This is a genomic window from Actinomadura sp. KC216 (assembly GCF_004348535.1).
In the GTDB taxonomy this organism is placed as follows: domain Bacteria; phylum Actinomycetota; class Actinomycetes; order Streptosporangiales; family Streptosporangiaceae; genus Spirillospora.
In genome coordinates this window covers 1-16429 of record NZ_SMJX01000184.1, presented here as the reverse complement: position 1 = coordinate 16429, position 16429 = coordinate 1, and the positions used below count along the sequence as shown (strand labels likewise).

The window sequence follows — 16429 nt, the reverse complement described above, 5'->3', positions numbered from 1 at the left end:
TTGCGTCCACCGTCGGACGGATTTAGCGCAGCCCGCCGTGGGGTCAGCTGTCCTTGATCTCGCAGATGACGGCCCCGGCGGAGACGGTCTGGCCCACCTCGGCGGACAGCCCGGTGAGCGTCCCGGACTTGTGCGCCGCGATCGGCTGCTCCATCTTCATGGCCTCCAGGACGACGACGGTGTCCCCGGCCGCCACCGTCGCGCCTTCCGCGACGACGATCTTGACGATGGTGCCCTGCATGGGGCTGACCAGGGAATCGCCGGACGCCTGCGCGCCCCCGCCCTTCTTGCCGCCGCGCCGCCGCGCGGGCTGCGCCTGCCCGCCCTGCCCGGCGGCCCCGCCCGGCAGGGCGCCCAGGCCCGCGGGCAGGACGACCTCGATGCGCCGCCCGCCGACCTCGACGGTGACGCGCTCCCGCTCGCCTTCCTCCGCCTCTTCTCCCGCGACGGGCGTCTCGTAGGGCGGGATCCGGTTGTCGAACTCGGTCTCGATCCACCGGGTGTGGACGGAGAACGGCGTCGCGTCGTCGTTCGGGACGAACGCCGGGTCGTCCAGGACGGCGCGGTGGAACGGCAGCACGGTCGGCATCCCGTCGATCACGAACTCGGCCAGCGCGCGGCGCGCCCGCTCGACGGCCTGCCGCCGCGTCGCGCCCGTCACGATCAGCTTGGCGATCAGCGAGTCGAACGCCTGCGGGACGGTCTGCCCGGCACCGTACCCGGTGTCGAGGCGGACGCCGGGGCCGGTCGGCGGCTCCCACGCGGTGAGCGTCCCGACGGCGGGCAGGAACCCGCGGCCCGCGTCCTCGGCGTTCAGCCGGAACTCGATCGAGTGCCCGCGCAGCTCCGGGTCGCCGTAGCCGAGCTCCTCGCCGTCGGCGATGCGGAACATCTCCCGGACGAGGTCCACCCCGGCGACCTCCTCGGTGACGGGGTGCTCGACCTGGAGGCGGGTGTTGACCTCAAGGAAGGAGATCGTCCCGTCCTGGCCGACGAGGAATTCGCACGTTCCCGCGCCGACGTACCCGGCCTCTTTCAGGATGGCCTTGGACGAGCTGTACAGCAGCTCGACCTGCTCGTCCGACAGGTACGGCGCCGGGGCCTCCTCCACGAGCTTCTGGTGCCGCCGCTGGAGCGAGCAGTCGCGGGTGGAGACGACGACCACGTTGCCGTGCTTGTCGGCGAGGCACTGCGTCTCCACGTGCCGCGGCCTGTCGAGGTACCGCTCCACGAAGCACTCGCCGCGCCCGAACGCGCCGACCGCCTCGCGGACCGCCGACTCGTACAGGTCGGGGACCTCGTCGAGCGTCCGCGCCACCTTCAGGCCGCGCCCGCCACCGCCGTACGCGGCCTTGATCGCGATCGGGAGGCCGTGCTCCTCGGCGAACGCGACGACCTCGTCCGCGCCCGACACCGGGTCCTTGGTGCCCGCGACCAGGGGCGCACCGACCTTCTGCGCGATGTGCCTGGCCTGCACCTTGTCGCCCAGCGCGATGATCGCGGCGGGCGGCGGGCCGATCCAGGTGAGCCCGGCGTCCTGCACGGCCTTGGCGAAGTCGGCGTTCTCGGCGAGGAACCCGTAGCCGGGGTGGACGGCGTCCGCGCCCGACTCGGCGGCGACCTTCAGCAGCTTCTCGATGCTCAGGTAGCTGTCGGCGGCGGTGTGCCCGCCGAGGGTGAACGCCTCGTCGGCGACCCGCACGTGCAGGGCGTCCAGATCGGGCTCCGCGTACACCGCGACGCTCACCAGCCCGGCATCGCGGCAGGCACGGGCTATGCGGACCGCGATCTCACCGCGGTTGGCGATCAGGACCTTGCGCACGTGGGTCTCCTCCCTCACAACCTCACGCAGTCTAGATAATCGCCGTTCCGCACTTTCGTAAGGCCCTCCCCAAGAGGCCGCACCATGGAAGCGAACGGGGTCGTCCGCGGCGAGCCTCCCCCGGTCCCCGGGGCGTTCCCTCGGGCTCCGGAGGGAAGACCCGGACGGCCCCATTTCCGGAATGGCGGCCGGGGCCGGAGCTCTGAAATCCCTTGACGAGCAGTCATTATGCGCGTCACAAGCCCTGCGTGGCCACATCCGGACACGCCTGCGGGGTACCAAAGCCCCCCGAACGCATGCCCGTCCGCCGTACGGCACTGGATCAAGGTGATCGGCTGGGCGTAGGCTGTCGCCATTCTTTCGGCGCCGCTGGAAACGTGCCACCGTTGCGAGACGAAAGGTCGGGGCGGCTTCGCATGCCCCGGCGGACCGATCGAGGCCCGCGCCGGTCGATGCCTCCATGACCGCGGGTCCCGGCCCATCCCCCCGAGGTCGGGACCCGCACCCGCCAGCAGCCCCCCGCCCGATCAGTCCGTGCCGGCGGCCGGGGGCGGCAGGGCCACCTGGATCTGGGTGGTGGCGCCCATCGCGACGAACAGGCCCCGGCCGGTGGGCCCGCCGAGCGGGGCGTTGCGGGGGAGGCTCAGGCCGAACAGATCGCCGTCGTCCGGGGACTCGACCGACAGCAGGACCCCGGAGCGGGAACGGCGCGCCTCGGAGATGAACCCGCGGCGGCCGGTGCCCAGGTCGGCGGTGGTGCCGCCGATGACGACGGCGTGCGCGCCGTCGCGGGCGGTGCGCAGGACGTCGCGGAGGGCGTCGTCCAGGGCGGTCCGGTCGAGGAGCTCGGCGTCGTCCACGACCACGGCGAAACGGTGCTCGTCGCCGATGGCGGCGAGGAGATCGGCGGTGCCGGAGCCCGAGGTCAGCAGGCCGAGCACGCCCGGATGCCCGGACAGCAGGCGCAGCGGCGACCGGCGGGGCGTGACCAGCACGACGGGGACGAGGCCGCCGCCGACCGCGGGATCGAGGAGCGAGTGGACGATCGTCCGGAGCGTGGTGGAGCGTCCGGAGCGCGGCGGGCCCGCGACGGTGAAGCCCGGGCCGTCGGTGCGCAGGTCGACGCCCACGGGCGCGAGGGTGTCGCCGCCGACGCCGACCAGCGCCCACAGCGCCGACGGGGCCAAGAACTCGCGATCGAGGGACATCGCCTCCCGGTAGGTGACGCGGTCGGGCAGCTCGTCCACGCGGAGGGGGCGACGGCGGCGGGGCAGGCGCCCGTAGCGGGACACGCAGGTGCGGGCGATCTCCTGGAGCGCGGCGGCCTGCCCGGCGCCGGACGGGTCGTCCCCCAGCAGCGCGATCTGCGACTCGCGCGGCGGCGCGCCCGGCTCGGCGGGTCCGGGAGGTTCGAGGGCGCGGCCGGGCGGCATCGCGGCGGGGACCTGCCTGTCGCCGAGGCCGCCGTAGCCGTAGTCGTCCGGGTCGTCCATGCGGAGGAGCAGGCGGCGGGCGAAGGCGGCCGAGAGCTGCCCGCCGAGGCCGGAGCGGTCGCCGGTGACGACGGCGCGCAGCCCCACGGCGGCGCCGTCGTCCAGGAGCCGGACCGTCTGGTCGACGAGGCGGCCCTGGTCGTGGTGCTCGAACGCGCCGAGGAACCCCTCCCAGCCGTCGAGCAGCAGGACCATCCAGGGGAGGCGGTCGGTGGCGGCGACCGAGGCGCGCTGCTCGGCGAGCGAGGCGAACCCCGCCTCGGCGAGAAGGTTCCGGCGGCGCGTGACCTCGGCGGTGAGCGCGCTGAGGAGGCGTTCGCAGCGGTCGAGGTGGTCGCGGGGGACGACCGCGCCGCAGTGCGGCAGCGCGGTCAGCGGGAGCAGCGCGTTCGCGCCGCAGTCGATGGCGTACAGGTGCGCGTCGTAGGGGGAGCAGGCCGCGGCGAGGGACCCGGCGATGGTCCGCAGCGCGGTGGAGCGGCCCGACCGGGCGGACCCGGCGATGTAGAGATGCCCGCCGCCCGCGAGGTCCAGCGCCAGATCCTCGCGGGACTGGACGGCGGGCAGGTCGGTCACGCCGAACGTGATCGGCGGGACGTCCACGACGGAGCCGCCCGCCGCGTACCGGGGCGCCAGCGTGAGCCGGTCGGGCAGCGGGTTCAGCCAGGGCGACGGCTCCCGGTCGATGCCCGCGCGGCGGGCGGCCTCGTCGATCGCCTGGACGAGCACGCCGAGGTCGGTGGCGTCGTCGTCCGCCCCGGGGAGGGCCTTGCGGGGGTCGGGCAGCGGGTGGCCGAGGCTCTGCCAGGGGAGCGGGACGACGGTCGTCCCGCTCCCGTTGGTCCCGGCCCTGGGATGGCGGCCTCCGACCTGCGCCACCTGCACGGCCGCCGGTGGCGACTCGCCGGAGCGGATGTAGCAGCGGCCGGGCGTGGATGTGGGGATGTGCGCGGCGTCCGGTGAGTCGAGGACCTCGGTGGATTCGGCCGGGGTCGTGACGCGGAGCGCGATCCGGAGGTCGGTGGCGGCGCGGATGTCGCCGGTGACGGCCGCGGCGGGATGCCGGGTGGCGAGGACCAGGTGGACGCCGAGGGGGCGCCCGCGCCGCCCGACGTCGAGCAGGCCCGTCACGAAGCCCGGCGTCTCGGCGAGCTCGTCCACGACCAGCACGAGCCGCGGCACGGACGGCAGATCGGGCCTTCCGGGACGCAGGTCGTCGTAGGCGTCGAGGTCCTTGGCGCCCGCGTCGAGCAGGACCTCCTCGCGGCGGCGGAGCTCGGCGGCGAGCGACTCCAGGGCGCGTTCGGCGGCGCGGTCGTCCAGGCCGGTGACCACGCCGACCGTGTGGGGGAGGCGGGCGCACTCCCGGAACCGCGCGGCGTCCTCGGCGCCGATCAGGACGAACGTCATCTCGTCCGGACGGTTCGCGACGGCCAGGGACGCGACGAGCGTCCGCAGCAGCTCCGACGTGCCCGCCCCGGCGGTGCCCGCGACGAGGGCGTGCGGGCCGTCCGCGCGCAGGTCGATCTCGTGGGGGCGGCATGCCGGGCCGGTGCCGACGGGGACGCGGGCCGTCCGGCCTCCCGTGCGCGTCCACGACCGGAGGACGTGGTCGGCGGTCGGCTCCGGCATGTCGAGGACGTCGAGCAGCCGCACCTCCGCCGGGATCGGGTCCGCGGCGGCCGCGCGCGGCACGTCCCGGACGGGGGCCAGCGCGCGCGCCACACGATCGGTCCAGGTGGGGGAGACCTGGTCGGCCAGGACGGGGAAGTCGTAGCCCGGGCCGCGGAGCCGGACCGTCGCGGAGTACTGCGGGTCGCAGACGGCGGCGGCGCGGCACTCCTCGGGGAGCAGGCGTTCCTCGTCGTCCACGCAGATGGCGTAGATGCCGAACTCGGCGCCGCGCGAGAGCAGCATCGGCATGCCGGGGACGCGGCGGAGCGTGCGCGCCCCGTCCAGCACGACCAGGATGTTGTAGGGGACGGGTTCGGCCTGGCCGGCGGCGCGGCGCCGTTCGGTGAGGCGGATCGCCAGCTCGGTGACGCGGCGCGCGGCCGATTCGGCGTCGGTGCCGACGAGTGCGACGCAGTCCTCGCCCTCGCGGGGCGCGCAGTGCGGCAGCCACCGCACCCAGTTCCACTCCTCCCCGGCGTCCGGGTCGGCGGACAGGACGACGATGGCCAGGTCACGGGGGCTGTGCAGCGCGGCGGCCTGCGCGACCATCCACCGGGCCAGCGCCCGGGACACGCGCCGCGGCCCCGCCACACCGACGACACCCGACTCGGTCAGCGGCACCGTCACCGGGACCATCCGCGCGTCCACGGACGGGATCCGGCCGCTGTCACCGCCGAGTTCGATCCGGGCCGGGAGGTCGGCGAGGCCGATCCGCAGCTGCAGGACGTCGGGGTCGCCGGGGCGGCGCTCCCACAGCCGCCGCCGGGGCCCGGTCGCGGTGAGCAGCACCTCGGCCGGATCGGGGTGCAGGGCGCGCCGTTCGGCCTCGTCCTCCCGGCGCAGCCGCTCCAGCTCGGCGTCGAACTCGGCGGACCTGCGCTCGAACTCCTTCGAGGACCTGCGCCCGAACACCCGCAGCCGATCGAGCGCCCCCTGCTCGGGCGAGTGCGGGACGTCCAGCCGCCTGACATGGCGCACGGGGGCCGCGCGGGGCGGCCGGTCGAACGCGAGACCGCCCTCCGGCAGGGGCTCCAGATGCGCGTCCGGCGCGCCGCTCGGCCCGAGCGCCAGGACGCTGGACCCCACCCGCAGCAGGCCGCCCACCGGCCACATCGCCTTCGCGGCGAGCGGCGTCCCGTCCAGCGTGGCGGCGCCGCGCATCGTCGGCTCGGACGCCTCCACCTCGACGGTCTCCCGCCCGACCGTGAGCCGCAGCGACCGCGCCGGGACGGACGGGTCGTCCAGCACGACGTCCACGTCCCGGCCGGACCCGATCGTGCTGACCCCGATGCCGAGCCGGTGCACCGATCCCGCCGCCGGGCCGCCGACGACGCGCACCTCGACCAGCCCGGTCGGCTCGGCGAGCACGGTGGCGGCGGCGCCGCGCCGCTCCACCGCGACGACCGCGCCGTCCCGCAGCTCCTTGACGGCGAGGGCCTGCGGGTCGAGCATCCGCCCGTCCATCCACAGGGCCCGCCACGGCCGCCCCGCCCGCCCGCCGGCGTCCGCGACATGCGGGGCCCGGCCGTCGAGGAGGGCGGTGAGCGACTGGGCGACGGCGTCCACGGTGGCCTCGTCGCCGACGTCCATCACGACATCGCGCGGCCCCGCGCCGGTGAGTGCCGTGAACGAGATCCGCATCCGAGCCATCCCTCCGACGCCCGCAGGACAAGGGCTCAGCTTAATTACCCGCGGGCGTCCGCTCCCGGTGGGCGGCGATGATCGTCTTGAGGGCGTCGTCCAGCGGGGTCGGCGCCATGCCGAACGTGGACTCGAAGGCCGAGGAGTCCACGATGTAGGGACGGTCGAACTGGTACCGGGTCTCCCGCAGCTCCTTCATCAGCGGCGAGAACAGCCCGATCGCGGTGAAGACGGGCCGCGGCACCTCGTGGACGCGCGGAGCCGGGGCACCGGCGATCTCGCACAGCCGCTCGGCGAACCCGAGCGTCGAGACGGCCGGGCCGGTCGGGACGTGCCAGGCCCGTCCCCAGGCGCGCTCGTCCGTCCCGGCGATGGCGAGGGCCTCGGCGACGTCCGGCAGGTACGTCCACGCGTGCGGGACGGACGGGTCGCTGAAGTACGGCACCCGCTTGCCCGCCAGCAGCGGCTTCACGAACCGCTCCTCGCCGACGTACGCCTGGTCGGTGCTCCCCGGCCCGTAGTAGTCGGAGCCGCGCAGCTCGGTCACCCGGGCGCGGCCCGCCTGGTGCGCGGCCAGCGCGTCCTGCCACATCTTCACGCGCACCCGGCCCTTGGTCCCGGTCGCGGCGAGCGGGAGGTCTTCGGTCATCGGGCCGTCCACGGGCCCGTACCCGTACAGGCAGCTCAGCGTCACCAGGACGGCCCCGGTGGCCTCGGCCGTGCCCAGGAAGGACGACGCCATCGGCGGCCAGTCCTGCGCCCAGCGGTGATAGCGGGGGTTGACGCAGTTGTAGAGCGTGTCGGCGCCCTTGGCGATCTCGGTCAGCCGTGCCTGGTCGGCGACGTCGGCGGCGACCTTCCGGACGCCGTCCGGCCCCGAGCCGGAGCGGGTCACGACGGTGACGTCGTGCCCGCCCTCTGCGAGCCGTCCGGCCAGGTGCGCGCCGACCTGCCCCGCTCCGACGATCACGTGCTTGCCCATGGTCCTCTCCTGTCTGTGGACGGTGCTCTATTCCGAGAGCAATGCTCTCATTGGAGAGCGGTGATGTCAAGAGCAGAGCTCTCGTTTCGGTGCGACGCTCTGCTAACATCGGCGCATGAGCGCAGGTCGTACGGCACGAGAACGGGTCCGGGCGGAGCTGATCCGCGAGATCACCGAAACCGCGAGGCGGCAGCTGGCCACCGAGGGCGCGGCCGGGCTGTCGCTGCGCGCGATCGCCCGCGAGATGGGCATGGTGTCCTCGGCCATCTACCGCTACGTCCCGAGCCGCGACGACCTGCTCACCGCGCTGATCATCGACGGCTACAACGCGGTCGGCGAGGCCGTCGAGCGCGCCGACGCCCGCTCCGCCAAGACCGGCGCGGACGACTTCGCCGGACGATGGCTCGCCGTGTGCAGGGCCGTCCGGGACTGGGCGCTGGCGCACCCCCACGAGTACGCCCTGCTCTACGGGTCGCCCGTCCCCGGCTACAAGGCCCCGGACGACACCGTCGCCGCCGCCGTCCGCGACACGGTCGTCTTCGCCCGCATCCTCACCGAGGCGCACGCCGCCGGGGCCATCGACCCAGATGGCCCGCGCCCATCAGAGCCGGCCCCGCGGCCCTCGATCGCGGAGGGCCTGGACCGCGTGCGCGCCTTCGTCCGCATGGACGTCCCGGACGACGTGATCGCGCGCGCCCTCACCGCCTGGGCGGGCCTCTACGGGACGGTCAGCTTCGAGGTCTTCGGCCAGTACAACAACCTGATCGACGAACCGGCACGTGCCGCTTACTTCGACCACACCATGACGCTGCTCGGACGCCTCATCGGCCTGAAACCCTGACCTGCGGGCCCCCCAGGGATGTCCACATTGTGGTCAGTGACGGATGTGACTGATGGTAAGAACCCAAGTGACCGAAGACTTCGCAGGTCACCGGTATCCACCGCGGCATACCGCGGTACACGTTCCACGAATCCATTGACGTGACCTTGCCGCCCCCGCAAGCATGGATCGCTCGGCGATGCGGAGACCCCGTGCGACCGGGGTTCAGCGGTAGGGCGGAAGGGAGCGCGTGGGCAGCGCGATGAAGTCCAACCAGGCGACCATCTCCGGCGGTGCGGCGGCGGGGCTCGGTGGCAGCGGGCTCGGCACGTCCGGCGGGCAGCGGCTCCCCTCGTCCCCGCGCGAACGCAAACCGGCGCTGGCGGCGCTCGCGCTGCTCCTCATCCTCGGCGGCGCCCTCGCGAGCGCGTACCTGGTGATGGCGAGCGGCGAGCGCGTGTCCGCGATCCGGATCGCCCAGCCGGTCGCGGCCGGCCAGCCGATCCCGGCGAGCGCGCTCGAAGAGGTCCAGGTCGGCGACACCGGGATCCAGTACCTCGCTTGGTCCGAGCGGGCGAAGGTGACCCGCCACATCGCGGCCGTCCCGCTGGTCAAGGGCGCGCTGCTGACCAACGGCATGATCAGCCCGGCGAACGCGCCGTCGAGCGGCCGCCTGATCGTCGGGCTCGCGCTGAAGCCCGGCCAGTTCCCCTCGGGCGGCGACGACGCCGGTGTCAGCGTCGGCAGGCACGTCATGCTCTACGCGGTCGGCGGCGCGACGAACGGAGGGCCGCGTCCAGGAACGGTCCTGTCCCAGGACGCCATCGTCGTCGGCATGAGCGGCGACGACGGCGGCAGCGGCGGCCTCGGCGGCGCCCGGCTGCGCTCCGAGCAGACGATCGTGAGCGTCGCCGTCCCCCCGGCGGACGCGCCGCTGGTCACGCAGGCCGCCTCCGCCGGGACGATCGCGCTCGCGCTGATCCCCGCCGGGACGAACGCCCCGCCCCCCGTCGCGCCCGCGCCCGGGAAGCCGAACCAGCAGCAGACCCCGCCCCAGGGCGGCGGCGGCCAGACCCCCGGCGGGACGGACGACCCCGGCGGAACCGTGCCCGTCCCCCAAGGAGGCGGCGGCGCGCAGGGACCAGGCACGGGCGGTAACTGACGGTGGCACTCATCGCGCTCGCTGCCGACAAGGGGGCGCCGGGCGTCACGACGGCCGCCGTCGCCCTCGGCGCCGTGTGGCCGCGTCCCGTGCTGGTCGCCGAGTGCGACCAGGCGGGCGGCGACCTCGTGTACCGGCTGCCCGCCGCGGCCCCGGACGACGGGGACGGCGACGGCGGGATGCTCAACCCGTCCCGCGGGCTGCTCAGCCTCGCCGCCACCGCCCGCCGCGGCCTGCGGCCCGACCAGGTCGCCGAGCACTGCCAGCGGCTCGTCGGCGGCCTCGACGTGCTCGTCGGGATCACCAACGCCGAGCAGGCGCAGGCGATGACCTGGCTGTGGGGGCCGCTCGGCCGCGCGTTCACCGGCCTCGCGCCCGTCGACGTGATCGCCGACTGCGGCCGGCTCGGCGCCGACACGCCGCTGCTCGGCCTGATGCGCGAGGCCGACCTGGTCGTGCTGCTCACCCGCGCCACCCTGGAGCAGGTCGCGCACCTGCGCGAACGCGTCGCGGCGCTGACGGCGGAGCTGCGCGGCGGCCCGCCCATCGGCGTGCTCGTCCTCGCCGACCCGCGGGACTTCCGCGGCTCGATCGCCGAGGTCGACCGGATCCTCGCCAGCGCGGGCGCGCGGGGCCGCGGCGCCGCCCACGACCCGGCGCAGGGCCCGCCGCCGCCGGACGTGACCGTCCTCGGCGGCCTGGCCCTCGACCCGAAGGGCGCCGAGCTGCTCTCCGGCCGCTGGGGCGGGCGCCTGGACCGTTCGCTGCTGATCCGCTCCGCCCGCGAGGTCGCGGGCGATCTCGTCGGCCGCCTCCCGTCGTCGGGCAGGCCGTTAGCGCTGCCGCCGCCCGCGCAGGTCCCACCGCCCGCGCCCGCGGCACCGCCCGCACAGGCACAGACGCAGGCACCGGCACCGGCCGAGGGGAGGCGTTAGATGGACCACGGGCTCGTCAAACGGCTCCGGCAGGAGGTCGGCGACCGGCTGGCGCAGCAGCGCCGCCTCGACGCCGCCAACGGGCTGCCGCCGATGTCCGGGGAGGACGAGCGGCAGTTCGCCCGCGCGCTCATCGGCCAGGTGCTGGAGGAGTTCGCGCGCGGCGAGATCACCTCCGGGCGCCGCCCGCCGAACGCCGAAGAAGAGGAGGCGCTCGCCGCCGGGGTGCACGCCGCGCTGTTCGGCGTCGGCCGGCTCCAGCCCCTCCTCGAAGACCCCGAGATCGAGAACATCGACGTCAACGGCTGCGACCGGGTGTTCATCGGCTACGCCGACGGGCGCGAGGTGATGGGCGAGCCGGTCGCGGAGAGCGACGAGGAGCTGGTCGAGCTGATCCAGATCCTCGCCGCCTACAGCGGCCTCTCCTCGCGGCCGTTCGACACCGCGAACCCGCAGCTCGACCTGCGGCTGCCGGACGGCTCCCGGCTCTCGGCGATCATGGACGTGACGGTCCGTCCCGCGCTGTCGATCCGGCGTGCCCGGCTCGGCAAGGTGTTCCTCGCCGACCTGGTCGGCAACGGCACGTTCTCGCAGGAGATCGGGCAGTTCTTCCGCGCCGCCGTGCTCGCCCGCAAGAACATCATGATCGCCGGGGCGACGAACGCGGGGAAGACGACGCTGCTGCGCGCCGTCGCCAACGAGATCCCGCCGCACGAGCGGCTCATCACCGTCGAGCGGGCCCTGGAGCTCGGCCTGGACGCCTTCCCCGAGCTGCACCCGAACTGCGTCGCGTTCGAGCAGCGGCTGCCGAACTCCGAGGGGCAGGGCGCGATCACGATGGCGGAGCTGGTCCGCCGGTCGCTGCGCATGAACCCGTCCCGCGTGATCGTCGGCGAGGTGCTCGGCGACGAGATCGTCACGATGCTGAACGCGATGACGCAGGGCAACGACGGGTCGCTGTCCACCATCCACGCGAACTCGTCGGTCGAAGTGTTCAACCGCATCGCGACCTACGCGATCCAGTCGGACGAGCGGCTGCCGGTCGAGGCGACCCACATGCTGATCGCGGGCGCGATCGACTTCGTCGTGTTCATCGAGAAGCGCAACGACTACGCCTCCGGCGGGCGGCTGCGCCGGTACGTGTCCAGCGTCCGGGAGGTCACCGGCGTGGACGGGCGGGTCCTGTCGTCGGAGGTGTTCGCGCTCGGGTCGGGCGGGTACGCGGTGCCGGCCGCGCCGATCTCGTGCGTCGCCGACCTCGCTCAGTACGGCTACGACCCGTCCGCCGGAGGCTGGTGATGTACACGCCGGACGTGCTCCTCGCGATCGTCGCGGGCGCGGTGGCGGGCGGCGGGCTGATCCTGCTGGTCGCGGCGCTGCGCGGGCTGCCGGTACGGTCCGGCCCGGTGCGCGGGCGCAGCCGCGACGACCTCGTCCGGACGTTCACGACCCGCACCGCCGCCGCCGTCACCGTCGGCGTGGTCGTGCTGATCGTGACGCGCTGGCCGATCGCCGCCGCCGGGACCGGCGCGCTCGTCCTGGCCTGGAACGGCCTCGCGGGCGGCGCCGCCGAGGAGCGCAGATCCATGGCGCGCCTGGAGGGCCTCGCCGCCTGGACGGAGTCGCTCCGCGACACCATCGCCGGGGCCGTCGGCCTCGAACAGGCCATCCCCGCCTCGCAGCGCGCCGCCGCGCCCGCGCTGCAGCAGCCGCTCCGCAACCTCGTCGACCGGCTGCACACCCGCGTCCCGATGCCGGACGCGCTGCGCCGCTTCGCGGGCGACCTGGACGACCCGTCCGCCGACCTGGTGATCGCCGCGCTGATCCTGAACTCCAAGCTCCGCGGCCCCGGCCTGCGCGACATGCTCAGCGCGCTCGCGAACTCGGCCCGCGCCGAGCTGGACATGCGGCGCCGCGTCGAGGCCGACCGGCGGTCCACGCGGCGCAGCGTCCGGATCGTCGTCGCCGTGTCCGTCGGGACGGCCCTCGCCCTCGCCGTGTTCAACCACTCCTACGTCGAGCCGTACGACGATCTCCTCGGGCAGCTCGTCCTGTGCATCGTCGTCGCCCTGTACGGGGCCGCGTTCCTGTGGCTGCGGCGGCTGTCGAAGTACGAGCTGCCGGGACGGTTCCTCAGCGAGCCGCGCGGGACCGTCCAGCCGGGCGTGCCGGGAGAGGTGCCGAGCACCGTGGCGGGCTGGCAGGGCGACGGCGCGGGCGGCCCGCAGGAGCTTCCCCTCCGAGGCCGCCACACCCCATCGAAAGCAGGGGACGCGGGAGGCGGTGGCGCCCAGTGAACGGCCTGAACGCCGCCATGATCGCGGGCGCGGTCGTCGGGCTCGGCCTGTACGTCCTCGTCCGGGCGCTGTTCCCGCAGCGTCCCGGCCTCGCCGCCCGGATGGCCGCGCTCGACGCCACCCGCCGCCGCGACCTGGAGGAGCAGCAGGCCGGACGGCTCTCCCCGACGCTGGACAAGGTCGGCGGCGTCCGCGCCAGGATCGGCCGGGAGCTCGCCCGGGTCTGCGAGGCGCGCGGCTGGCGGCTGCGCGGCGTCCGCGCCGACCTCGCCATCACCGAGCGGTCCCTGGAGGGGTTCCTCGCGACGAAGTTCCTGCTGCCCGCCGGGGCGCTGCTGTTCATCCCGCTGATCGTCGCGTACTTCACGCTGCTCGGGCTCGGCACGTCCGTCGCCGTCCCGGTCTGGATCTGCGTGCTGTTCGCCGCCCTCTTCTTCTTCTTTCCCGACATGCAGCTCCGCCAGGAGGCGCAGGCCCGCAGGCAGGACTTCCGGCACGTCGTCGGCGCGTTCCTCGACCTGGTCTCGATGAACCTCGCGGGCGGACGCGGCGTCCCCGAGGCCCTGATGACCGCCTCGAACGTCGGCGAGGGCTGGGCGATGCACCGCATCCGCGACGCCCTGTCCAACGCCCGCATCACCGGGCAGACGCCGTGGCAGTCGCTCGGCCGCCTCGGCGAGGAGCTCGACATCGCCGAGCTGCGCGACCTCGCCGGTGCGCTCGCGCTCGTCGCCGACGACGGCGCGCAGATCCGCAAGTCCCTCGCCGCCCGCGCCGCGTCGATGCGCAGCCGCGAGCTGTCGGAGCTGGAGGGCAAGGCGGGCGAGCGCTCCCAGTCGATGCTGGTCGCGCAGCTGTTCCTGTGCGCCGGATTCCTGATCTTCCTGGCCTACCCGGCCCTGATCCGGGTGCTCGCCTCATGACGCCCGCTGCCGCACTGGAGGACACCGCCGCACTTGAGAACACCACCGCCCCCGAGAATCCCGACACCGCCGAGACGGCCCACTGGAGGTGCCCCGATGAGTCAGCACAACCCTTTCAACGATCCGTTCGTCGCCTATCTGCGCGCGATGGCGAGCGCGCGGCTCGCCCGGCTCCGCTCCGAGGAGGAGCGCAGCAAGGGCGCGTCCGCGATCGAATGGGCGATCATCACCGCGATCCTGGCGCTGCTCGCCATCACGATCGGCGCGGTGATCACCAAGAAGGTCACGGACAAGGCCAACACGATCAACACCGGCTGAGGCGCCTCCGCCGACTCCTTCGCCTCCTCCGCTCAGACAGCGGGGTGTCGTCGATGGAGTGGGCGCTGCTCACGCCCCTCCTGATCCTGCTGATGCTCATCGTCGTGCAGTTCGCGATGGTGTTCCATGCCCGCCATGTCGCGCTCGCCGCGGCGCAGTCCGGCGCCCGCGTCGCGCGGACCTCGCCCGTCGGCGGCGGCTGGGAGGGCGCGGCCGCCGCGAAGGCCGCGAGCGACGCCCGCGCCATCGGCCCCGAACTGCTGGACGGCCTCGACGTCCGGACGGGCGAGGCCGGGGACGAGCGCTGGGTCGAGGTCAGCGGGACGGCGGTGTCCGTCATCCCGTTCATGAAGTTCCACGTCTCGCAGCGCTCGCAGGGACCGATCGAATGCTTCCGCCCGGACATCGGCGACGGAACCGCGTGCGAGCGGGGAGCCGGGCCATGAGGGCCTTGGGACTCGCCGACCGCGGGTCGATGTCCCTGGAGATGGTGCTCGTCACGCCCATCTTCGTCGCGTTCCTGCTGTTCCTCGCCGCCGCCGGGCGGATGGTGGACGCGCAGAGCCAGGTCGACGGCGCCGCCCGGGACGCGGTGCGCGCGGCGTCCATCGCCCGCAGCGCCGGATCCGCGCAGGCCTTCGCCGCCGACACCGCCGCCGCCGGGCTCAAGGGCAGCAAATGGTGCGCCGGAGGGCCGAGCGTCGTGACCGACGTGTCCGACTGGCGGCCCGGCGGCCGGGTCGGCGTGACGATCACCTGCGACGTCGACCTCGGCGACCTGTCGTTCATCGGGCTCCCCGGCACCAAACGCCTCCAGGGCGACGCGATCGCCCCCATCGACACGTTCACGTTCCGCGGCACCGACCCCGGAGACGGCGAATGAACCGCCTGCTCGCGCGCTTTGCCCGCTCCGGCCGGGACCGGGGGACGATCGCGCTCTACACGGTCCTGTTCACCCCGATCGTCCTCCTCCTGGCCGGGCTGCTGGTGGACGGCGGCCTCGCCATCCACGCGCGCCAGCGCGCCGCCGACATGGCCGAGCAGGCGGCCCGCGCGGGCGCCAACCAGATCGACACCGACGAGCTCCGGCGGACGGGCGAACCCGTCCTCGATCCCGGCCGCGCCCGCGCCGCCGCGTGCGACCTGCTCACCGCCTACCGCGAGGAGGTCACCGCCTCCCAGTGCGACGCCGACGAGGAGGAGGTGGCCGTGACCGTGCAGATCACCGTCCGGCCGCAGCTGCTCGGGATCCTCCCCGGCTTCAGCGAGTTCCAGATGACGTCGGGCGCGACCGCGCGTCCCGTCACGGGAGGCCCCGATCCGGGAGGGATCGAACCGTGAGCGGCGGCCGAAACAGACCTACGATGAGTGCGACGTCCAAGCGCACGGCAGGCGGCGACCGGCGAACGGCAGGGACGCGATGGTGACACGGCAAGGGCAGCGGCCCCCAGTCAAGGTTCGGCGGCGGCGCAGTGCGGGCGACGTGCTGGCCGGGATCGGCGCGCTCGTCGCGCTGACGGTGCTGGTGGCGGGCGTCCCGATCGCGCTTCTGACCCTGTTCGGGTCGCCGCTGCCGGACGACGTGCCGACCGCGTCCGACCTGACGAACCGGGTGGGGCCGGGCGCGCTCATCCACATCCTGGTCGCGCTGGTCTGGCTCGCCTGGATCCAGTTCGCGGCGTGCGTGGCCGTCGAGGTGTACGCGGGCGTGCGCGGCGTCGGCGTCCCGGCGCGGGTGCCGCTGGCGGGCGGGACGCAGTCGCTTGTGCACCGCCTCGTCGTCGCCGCGCTGCTGCTGTTCTCCGCCACCTCGGTGATCGTGCCCGCGTTCTCGGGCGGCGCCGGGCTGGCGCAGCGGCCCCCGGCACAGGCGCAGGCACAGGCACAGGAGTTCCAGCCGGTCCCGGCCGCCGCGCCCCAGGACACGAACATCACCGACCGGACCGAGACGCCCGTCGCCGAGACCCTGATCGACGAGTCGGCCACCACCAAGATCTACCGGGTGCAGCCGCCGGAGGGACGCCACCACGAGAGCCTCTGGGAGATCGCCGAGAAGTGCCTGGGCGAGGGACGCCGGTACAAGGAGATCTTCGCGCTCAACAAGAACCACATCCAGCCGGACGGGACGCGGCTCACCATCGCCAGCCTGATCCGTCCGGGCTGGGTCCTGGAGATGCCGGCGGACGCCAAGGGCACGAAGACCATCCCCGCCAAGGACCTCAAGGACTACTACCGCTACGGCCACGCCGTCCCCGACAAGCCCAAGAAGCCGGAACGGCCGGTCACGCCGGAGCGGCCCGCCCAGCCGGAGAAGCCCGCGCAGCCGGAGCAGCCCCGCGAGTCTGCCCCGACCGCGCCGACC

At 74.3% G+C, this 16429-nt stretch carries 13 protein-coding genes and 1 pseudogene; 11 read left to right on the top strand and 3 right to left on the bottom strand.

Going from position 1 to position 16429, the window contains the following annotated elements:
- Positions 1-43: 43 nt before the first annotated feature.
- The 3 genes from E1264_RS27245 to E1264_RS27235 all read right to left on the bottom strand — a co-directional run bounded on the left by E1264_RS27245 (position 44) and on the right by E1264_RS27235 (position 7612).
- A complete protein-coding gene (locus tag E1264_RS27245; RefSeq protein ID WP_132178295.1) occupies positions 44-1822 on the bottom strand; it encodes a biotin carboxylase N-terminal domain-containing protein in 1779 nt (592 codons plus the stop codon).
- A 527-nt stretch (positions 1823-2349) separates the two neighbouring features.
- Complete coding sequence (locus E1264_RS27240) at positions 2350-6630, bottom strand: FtsK/SpoIIIE domain-containing protein (protein ID WP_132178294.1); 4281 nt, start codon at positions 6628-6630, stop codon at positions 2350-2352.
- A 40-nt stretch (positions 6631-6670) separates the two neighbouring features.
- Complete coding sequence (locus E1264_RS27235; protein WP_132178293.1) at positions 6671-7612, bottom strand: NAD-dependent epimerase/dehydratase family protein; 942 nt, start codon at positions 7610-7612, stop codon at positions 6671-6673.
- Positions 7613-7727: 115 nt separating this feature from the next.
- Between E1264_RS27235 and E1264_RS27230 the strand changes: the two genes are divergently transcribed.
- The 11 genes and pseudogenes from E1264_RS27230 to E1264_RS27180 all read left to right on the top strand — a co-directional run.
- Entirely contained in the window at positions 7728-8453 is a 726-nt protein-coding gene (locus tag E1264_RS27230) for a TetR/AcrR family transcriptional regulator (protein ID WP_132178292.1), read from the top strand.
- Between the two features lie 229 nt (positions 8454-8682).
- Positions 8683-9594, top strand: a complete 912-nt coding sequence (locus E1264_RS27225; RefSeq protein WP_132178291.1) for a hypothetical protein — start codon at positions 8683-8685, stop codon at positions 9592-9594.
- Positions 9595-9596: 2 nt separating this feature from the next.
- Positions 9597-10529, top strand: a complete 933-nt coding sequence (locus E1264_RS27220; RefSeq protein ID WP_243711203.1) for a hypothetical protein — start codon at positions 9597-9599, stop codon at positions 10527-10529.
- Complete coding sequence (locus tag E1264_RS27215; protein WP_132178290.1) at positions 10530-11828, top strand: ATPase, T2SS/T4P/T4SS family; 1299 nt, start codon at positions 10530-10532, stop codon at positions 11826-11828.
- Positions 11828-12826 (top strand): type II secretion system F family protein, encoded by a 999-nt coding sequence (locus E1264_RS27210; protein WP_132178289.1) that lies wholly within the window; start codon positions 11828-11830, stop codon positions 12824-12826. The genes E1264_RS27215 and E1264_RS27210 overlap by 1 nt, the downstream gene beginning before the upstream one ends.
- A complete protein-coding gene (locus E1264_RS27205) occupies positions 12823-13749 on the top strand; it encodes a type II secretion system F family protein (protein WP_243711202.1) in 927 nt (308 codons plus the stop codon). Before E1264_RS27210 ends, E1264_RS27205 begins: the two co-directional genes overlap by 4 nt.
- A 96-nt stretch (positions 13750-13845) precedes the next feature.
- The gene (locus tag E1264_RS27200; protein WP_131964367.1) at positions 13846-14067 is read left to right on the top strand and encodes a hypothetical protein; all 222 of its coding nucleotides are present in this window, start codon (positions 13846-13848) and stop codon (positions 14065-14067) included.
- 53 nt (positions 14068-14120) lie between these two features.
- On the top strand, positions 14121-14513 hold the full coding sequence (locus tag E1264_RS27195) for a TadE/TadG family type IV pilus assembly protein (RefSeq protein ID WP_132178288.1): 393 nt from the start codon (positions 14121-14123) through the stop codon (positions 14511-14513).
- The gene (locus tag E1264_RS27190; RefSeq protein WP_243711201.1) at positions 14510-14950 is read left to right on the top strand and encodes a TadE family protein; all 441 of its coding nucleotides are present in this window, start codon (positions 14510-14512) and stop codon (positions 14948-14950) included. The genes E1264_RS27195 and E1264_RS27190 overlap by 4 nt, the downstream gene beginning before the upstream one ends.
- Complete coding sequence (locus tag E1264_RS27185) at positions 14947-15408, top strand: pilus assembly protein TadG-related protein (protein WP_132178287.1); 462 nt, start codon at positions 14947-14949, stop codon at positions 15406-15408. The genes E1264_RS27190 and E1264_RS27185 overlap by 4 nt, the downstream gene beginning before the upstream one ends.
- Positions 15409-15487: 79 nt before the next feature.
- A pseudogene (locus tag E1264_RS27180) lies at positions 15488-16429 on the top strand (hypothetical protein); the annotation flags it as partial.

Bases quoted from the DNA above. Each gene is read 5' to 3' on its own strand.
- E1264_RS27190 (WP_243711201.1), top strand. From the start codon at position 14,510: ATGAGGGCCTTGGGACTCGCCGACCGCGGGTCGATGTCCCTGGAGATG.
- E1264_RS27210 (WP_132178289.1), top strand. From the start codon at position 11,828: ATGTACACGCCGGACGTGCTCCTCGCGATCGTCGCGGGCGCGGTGGCG.
- E1264_RS27185 (WP_132178287.1), top strand. From the start codon at position 14,947: ATGAACCGCCTGCTCGCGCGCTTTGCCCGCTCCGGCCGGGACCGGGGG.
- E1264_RS27230 (WP_132178292.1), top strand. From the start codon at position 7,728: ATGAGCGCAGGTCGTACGGCACGAGAACGGGTCCGGGCGGAGCTGATC.
- E1264_RS27200 (WP_131964367.1), top strand. From the start codon at position 13,846: ATGAGTCAGCACAACCCTTTCAACGATCCGTTCGTCGCCTATCTGCGC.
- E1264_RS27195 (WP_132178288.1), top strand. From the start codon at position 14,121: ATGGAGTGGGCGCTGCTCACGCCCCTCCTGATCCTGCTGATGCTCATC.
- E1264_RS27240 (WP_132178294.1), bottom strand. From the start codon at position 6,630: ATGCGGATCTCGTTCACGGCACTCACCGGCGCGGGGCCGCGCGATGTC.
- E1264_RS27235 (WP_132178293.1), bottom strand. From the start codon at position 7,612: ATGGGCAAGCACGTGATCGTCGGAGCGGGGCAGGTCGGCGCGCACCTG.
- E1264_RS27215 (WP_132178290.1), top strand. From the start codon at position 10,530: ATGGACCACGGGCTCGTCAAACGGCTCCGGCAGGAGGTCGGCGACCGG.